The sequence below is a fragment of the Sphingomonas sp. IC-56 genome, from assembly GCF_021043375.1.
Lineage (GTDB): Bacteria > Pseudomonadota > Alphaproteobacteria > Sphingomonadales > Sphingomonadaceae > Sphingomonas.
In genome coordinates, this window is record NZ_JAJNDV010000017.1 from 1 (window position 1) to 5,046 (window position 5,046).

General features: G+C 71.3%; 10 protein-coding genes. 1 reads left to right on the forward strand and 9 read right to left on the reverse strand.

The window, feature by feature from the left end; translation table 11 throughout:
* From LQ953_RS16035 to LQ953_RS16070, 8 genes are all read right to left on the reverse strand, one after another.
* Positions 1-167 (reverse strand): GTA-gp10 family protein (locus LQ953_RS16035; RefSeq protein WP_231032007.1); only part of this gene is annotated, 167 nt, incomplete at its 3' end.
* A gap of 11 nt (positions 168-178) precedes the next feature.
* Entirely contained in the window at positions 179-586 is a 408-nt protein-coding gene (locus tag LQ953_RS16040; protein ID WP_231031998.1) for a phage major tail protein, TP901-1 family, read from the reverse strand.
* 13 nt (positions 587-599) lie between these two features.
* Entirely contained in the window at positions 600-1,001 is a 402-nt protein-coding gene (locus LQ953_RS16045) for a DUF3168 domain-containing protein (RefSeq protein ID WP_231031999.1), read from the reverse strand.
* Positions 998-1,234 (reverse strand): hypothetical protein, encoded by a 237-nt coding sequence (locus tag LQ953_RS16050; RefSeq protein WP_231032000.1) that lies wholly within the window; start codon positions 1,232-1,234, stop codon positions 998-1,000. Before LQ953_RS16050 ends, LQ953_RS16045 begins: the two co-directional genes overlap by 4 nt.
* Complete coding sequence (locus tag LQ953_RS16055) at positions 1,204-1,725, reverse strand: head-tail connector protein (RefSeq protein WP_231032001.1); 522 nt, start codon at positions 1,723-1,725, stop codon at positions 1,204-1,206. The genes LQ953_RS16050 and LQ953_RS16055 overlap by 31 nt, the downstream gene beginning before the upstream one ends.
* 76 nt (positions 1,726-1,801) lie before the next feature.
* Positions 1,802-2,851: a phage major capsid protein gene (locus tag LQ953_RS16060; protein WP_443026590.1), complete on the reverse strand. Its 1,050-nt coding sequence runs from the start codon at positions 2,849-2,851 to the stop codon at positions 1,802-1,804.
* A gap of 119 nt (positions 2,852-2,970) precedes the next feature.
* Positions 2,971-3,345, reverse strand: a complete 375-nt coding sequence (locus LQ953_RS16065) for an HK97 family phage prohead protease (RefSeq protein WP_231032003.1) — start codon at positions 3,343-3,345, stop codon at positions 2,971-2,973.
* Positions 3,342-3,650 carry a DUF6127 family protein gene (locus tag LQ953_RS16070; protein ID WP_231032004.1) on the reverse strand — a complete coding sequence of 103 codons (309 nt, stop codon included), beginning with the start codon at positions 3,648-3,650 and terminating at the stop codon, positions 3,342-3,344. Before LQ953_RS16070 ends, LQ953_RS16065 begins: the two co-directional genes overlap by 4 nt.
* Before the next feature lie 213 nt (positions 3,651-3,863).
* On the opposite strand from LQ953_RS16070, the gene LQ953_RS16075 reads away from it, so the two are divergent.
* On the forward strand, positions 3,864-4,046 hold the full coding sequence (locus LQ953_RS16075) for a hypothetical protein (RefSeq protein WP_231032005.1): 183 nt from the start codon (positions 3,864-3,866) through the stop codon (positions 4,044-4,046).
* Here the strand turns inward: LQ953_RS16075 and LQ953_RS16080 are convergent.
* Positions 4,009-5,046: phage portal protein (locus tag LQ953_RS16080; RefSeq protein WP_231032006.1), on the reverse strand; the 1,038-nt coding region annotated here is incomplete at its 5' end. The two genes, LQ953_RS16075 and LQ953_RS16080, sit on opposite strands and share 38 nt — an antisense overlap.

Sequence of the window (5,046 nt, forward strand, 5' to 3'; positions counted from 1 at the left end):
TGCCAGAACAGCCCCACCATCTCGCCAAGGCTCAGCCGCCCCTCCGCGGCCCGCTCCACCAGCGCAAACAGCGGCCCCAGCTCGGCCTCCGCCGCCACCAGCGCCGCAAAGCTCGGCCGCAGCACGACAGTCTGCCCCCCCACCATCAGCGCCGCCTCGCCACGCATCACGTTCGCGTTCACGCCGCCACCACCGCGCCGGAGCTTTCCAGGCTCAGCGTGTAACTGCGCTCCCCATTGAAATCCCCGGCATAGTCCAGCCGCGTCACCAGGAAGCGCCCGGTCATCGTCTCGCCGCTCTCGAAGCTCAGCCGGTACTCGTCCAGCACGCCCGACAGCGCGTTCGCCTTCAGCCGCGCCTCCGCCGCCGATCCGGTGAACACCCCCGCGCCCGACACACTGACGCTGCGCACCCCCGCGCCCGACAGCAACTCGCGCCAGCCGCCCGAATCCTTGCTGGTCACCACCACCGCTTCGCCATTGACGCTGAGTTGCGTGGTCCGCAGCCCCGCCACCGTCGCCCATGCGACCGGCACCGCGCCGTTTCCGATCTTGAGCAGGAACGCGCTTCCCTTTTCCGCCGCCATGTTTGCCTCTCCCCTACTGAACCTGCAGCATCCGCACGCGGAACTCGCACCAGGCCGCCCAGCGCCCGTCGCCCTCACGCACCACTCGGCTGCGCACGGCGCTCAGGCTCGCCACCCGCCAGCCCGCGCCCAGTTCGCGCGGCAGCCCCAGCACCGCGCGCTCCACTTCGCCGATCAGCACCCGCAGCCGCGCCGGCGCCGCCCCCTGGTCGAACAGGGTGACGCTCAACCGCCCCTCGCGCCCGGCCATGTCCTTGGTGCCCCAATCGCTCAGCACCGCATCCTCGACCTGCGCGTAAGGCCGCACCGCGCGAAGCGGCGCCATGTCGAACACCCCATTGATCTCCGCCATCAGCGGCGCATGCCCGCGCAGCGCCACCGCCAGCGCATCGGCCAGCACGTCATGCGCACTCATCGCAGCAACCCTCCCAGCCAGCGTAAGGCAGGCTCAGCCAGCATCCGCCGCCCCAGCCCGGCCCCGCGCACCAGCACCCGCTCGGGCTCCACGTCGACGCCCAACTCGGGAAAGGCCGATCGCACCCCCTCGCCCAGCCGCGCCGCCGCCTCCGCTGCCGCGCGCTCGGCCCGTTCGCGCGCGCGTGCCTCCAGCCGCTCCATCACAGCCGCACCCGCCGCCACGGCCGCCACAGGGCCGCCACCGCCGCCGGCGGCGCGCCCCCGATCGCCCGCGCCTCGAACAGATGCGCCGCCAACAACACCACGCCTTGCGCGATCGGCGCCGGCAGTGCGTCCCATCCCGCCGCCAGCCCCGCGCGATAGCCGACCCGCACCAACCGCGTGCCGCCGGGCGCCGTCACGCGCACCCAGCCCTGCCCAAACGCGTCCAGGTCGATCGCATAGCTTGCCGCAGGCATCGCCACCCCGCCTGCGTCGCTGACCGAGTGGATCGCCACCACCGGCGTCGTGCCCAGCCGCCGCCACCCCCGGTCGGCCGGCAGCGTCTCCTGCCATTCGCGCGTCACCAGGCTCGTGCCCGTAAACGCCTCGCACAGCGCCAGCGCCGCGGCGACATGCGCGGTCAGGGCGTCGTCCTCGGCGCTCCCGGCGATGCGCAGATGCGCCTTCGCTGCATCGCGCGCGGCCGCCAGCACCCCCGCCGCAAAAGGCGGTGCGTCCATAAACCCCTCCTGTGTTCGCTTAAAGAATGGGGCCGCGCCGTAGTCCCCCCGCCGGCGCGGCCCGCTCCGCACGCCCTCAGGCGGCGGAGAACTTCAGCACTTTGATCGCTTCCGAATTGCTCACCATCCCGCCAACGCGCTTGGTGGCGTAGAAGTGAACGAACGGCTTGTTGGAATAGGGATCGCGCAGGATCTGCGTTTCCTGCCGCTCGGCGATCAGATAGCCCGCCTGGAAGTTGCCGAACGCAACCGACAGCGCGTCGGCAGCGATGTCGGGCATGTCCTCGGCCTCCACCACCGGATAGCCGAGCAGCGTCCCCGGCTGCCCCGCCGCCAGCCCCGGCGCCCACAACAGCCCGCCTTCGCTCGTGCGAAACTTGCGGATGCGCGCCAGCGTCGCCGAATTCATCACCCAGCACGCGCCCTGGCGATAGGGTGGGCGTAGCGCATGGACCAGGTCGATCAGCCGCTCTTCCGGATTGATCGCAAAGGCGCCGGGTGCCCCGCTCGCCAGATACTGGATCGTCCCGAACGGACGGCTCGCGTCGCCCTGCGCCGATACCGGCCCGCTCAGGAACCCCTTGGGCTTGTTCACCCCATCGCCGCGCACGAACGCCGCGCCCTCGGCTACCGCGAACTCGCGCCCGACTTCGCCCGCCAGCCACGCCTCGACATCGAACGCCGCATCGTCGAGCATCGCCTGGCTCGCCGCCGGATTGGCATAGAGATCACCCGATGGCGGCGCGACTTCGTTGAACACCGGCGTGTCGGTCTCCGCCCGTGCCGCAGTTTCCGCCGCCCAGCCGCTTTCAAAGCCACCGCTCGCCACGAGCTTGCGGTACCCGCCCGTCCCCACCTTCACCACATTGGCGATGGCGCGGATCGGCGACACCGCCTTCAGCGTCGCATCGATCTGCGCGTCGATCTCCTCGGGCACGGCATAGCCGCCCGCGGCACCATCGCTGCCCGACATCGCCTTCACTTCCACCGCACCATGCCCGGCGCGCAGGAACCCCTCAAAAGCCGCCCCACGCACCGGCCGCCCACCCGACAACATCGGCCGCGCCACGGGCACGCCGCTGGCTTCCACTGCATCAAAGCTCGCCACAATTCCGTCCATCACCATCTCCCACGCCAAAAGATCCTCCCCGAGCTAGCTCGGGGAGGGGGACCATCCGCCGAAGCCAAAGGCGCAGGCGGATGGTGGAGGGGCCGCCGCCAGGCGCAGACCCCAACCTCAGATTTTTAGATCAACTCCACCGCATGCACCCGCGCCAGCGGCTGCATCGGCTGCGCGACCAGGCTCACCTCGACCAGTTCCAGCCGCCGGATCTCGCGCCGCAATCCGCCGCGCGCCTCCGCCACCCGATACCCGAACGACAGCCCGGTCACCGCGCCCTTCGCCACGCGCGCCGCCAGCGCGGGCTCCTCCACCGAACCCACCACCCGCAGCCCGCGGCTATCCTCGCCCAGCAGCTCGATCCGCCCGACCGGGCGCCCATGATGCTGCCACAACAGCGGCACGCTTCCCGGTGCGCCGAACGCCCCTGGCCGCAGCACGTCGCCGCCCCGGTCCGCCACGCCGAACACCGCGGCATAGCCTGCAAACCGCACCCTCATTTCAGCCAGCCGGGAAAGCCCAGCTTCACCGCCAGCCCTACCAGCACCAGCGCCGCGATCATCCGCCCGAACGACCCAAAGGCCGCCTTGAACGCCGATCGCTTGGCGTCGCGCCATGCCCCCAGCAATTCGCGCAGCTCGGCCATGTCCTTGGCCGCGCCGACATCCTCCAGCCCCAGCCGCGCCAGCGCCCGCCGCGCGCCCAGCTCCCCTGCTTCCTCCGCGATCGCGCGCAGCGTCCCCACGCTCGCGCCATCGCCCTGCGCCTGCTCCATCAGCTGCGCCAGCACCATCCCGTCGTCCATGCTCCCCTCCCGTTCTGCGGCGAAGGACCAGATCCTCCCCTGGAAGGGGAGGGGGACCACGCGAAGCGTGGTGGAGGGGTAGGCCTCCGCGAGCGTGTCGCCCGTGGAGAATACCCCTCCGTCAGCCCTACAGACTGCCACCTCCCCCCACCTGGGGAGGATCTGGTCGCGCCAACCGCCGATCTGCCCTAAACCCACCGCATGCGCCGCTGGTTGTTCCCCTCCGCCCTGCTCCTGACCGTCCTGCTCGCCGCCTTGCTGGTCTGGCTGTGGCGCACCGACGCGGTGCTCGTGCACAAATGCGGCAATGCCGGCGGCACCTGGGACGCCGACGCCCGCATCTGCGACGTCGGCACGCTCACAGCCCCAGCATCGCCCGCTTCTCCGGATCGCTGAGGAAGCTCGCCCCCGCCACTTGCCGCCACAGCCGCTCGCGGTCCTCCGCGAGCGCCGGCACGCGATTGAGGTCCACCCCCACCCGCGCGTCGGCAAACCACGCCGCCAGCGCCTCGCTGAGCGAAGCGAAGATACTCCCTGCGAGCGGCAGCACCGCCAGCCGCCACAGCGCCCGGTTCGCCTCGCGGTAATTGGCGTACGCATTGTCCCCCGGCAGCCCCAGCAGCATCGGCGGCACGCCAAAGGCCAGCGCGATCTCCCGCGCCGCTGCTGCCTTCAGCCCGACGAAATCCATGTCGGCGGGCGTCAAACTCATCGACTGCCACTTGAGCCCGCCTTCCAGCAGCATTGGCCGCCCGGCATGCGCCGCGCCCGAATAGCCGCTTTCCAACTCGGCCTTGAGCTGATCGCGCTGCGGCGCCGACAGCACCCCGCCCTCGCCCGGATCATAGACCAAGGCGCCCGAAGGCCGCGCCGCATTGTCCAGCAGCGCCTTGTTCCACCGCGTCGCCGCATTGTGGATCGCCACCGCCCCCGCCGCCGCGCCCAGGCAGCCAAGCCCCTGATGATCGTCGAGCGGGTGGAACGCCTTCAAATGCACCACCGCCGGGCGCCCGGCCGCATCCTCCGCCGGCAGCCGCGTGACATGCGCCCCCACCTTGTAGCGATACGCCACCGGCCAGCCCTGCGCGTCCGCCTCCACGCCCACGCGCTCGGGTCGCAGCGCATACAGCTCGCGCAGCCGCCCCTCGCCGTCGCAGAGCAGCTGCACATAGGCATTGCCGTGCAACAACAGCTGCGCCGCCACCGCCTCGGTCAGCACCTGCCCGCACGAGCGGCGCTGCACCAAGGCAAGGATCTCCGGCTCGGACGCCTCCAGCGGCGCCCCGCCCAGGCTCTCGCAGACCAGCTTCACCGCCCGCTGCGCCACCGGATTGCGCAGATACCCGTCGCGAACCTGCGCCTCATAGCTCAGCGGCCAATCCCCACCGCCCCCGCC

Excerpts from the sequence above, each read along its gene's own strand:
- LQ953_RS16045 (WP_231031999.1), bottom strand. The coding sequence starts at position 1,001 with ATGAGTGCGCATGACGTGCTGGCCGATGCGCTGGCGGTGGCGCTGCGC.
- LQ953_RS16070 (WP_231032004.1), bottom strand. The coding sequence starts at position 3,650 with ATGGACGACGGGATGGTGCTGGCGCAGCTGATGGAGCAGGCGCAGGGC.
- LQ953_RS16055 (WP_231032001.1), bottom strand. The coding sequence starts at position 1,725 with ATGGACGCACCGCCTTTTGCGGCGGGGGTGCTGGCGGCCGCGCGCGAT.
- LQ953_RS16060 (WP_443026590.1), bottom strand. The coding sequence starts at position 2,851 with ATGGTGATGGACGGAATTGTGGCGAGCTTTGATGCAGTGGAAGCCAGC.
- LQ953_RS16065 (WP_231032003.1), bottom strand. The coding sequence starts at position 3,345 with ATGAGGGTGCGGTTTGCAGGCTATGCCGCGGTGTTCGGCGTGGCGGAC.
- LQ953_RS16040 (WP_231031998.1), bottom strand. The coding sequence starts at position 586 with ATGGCGGCGGAAAAGGGAAGCGCGTTCCTGCTCAAGATCGGAAACGGC.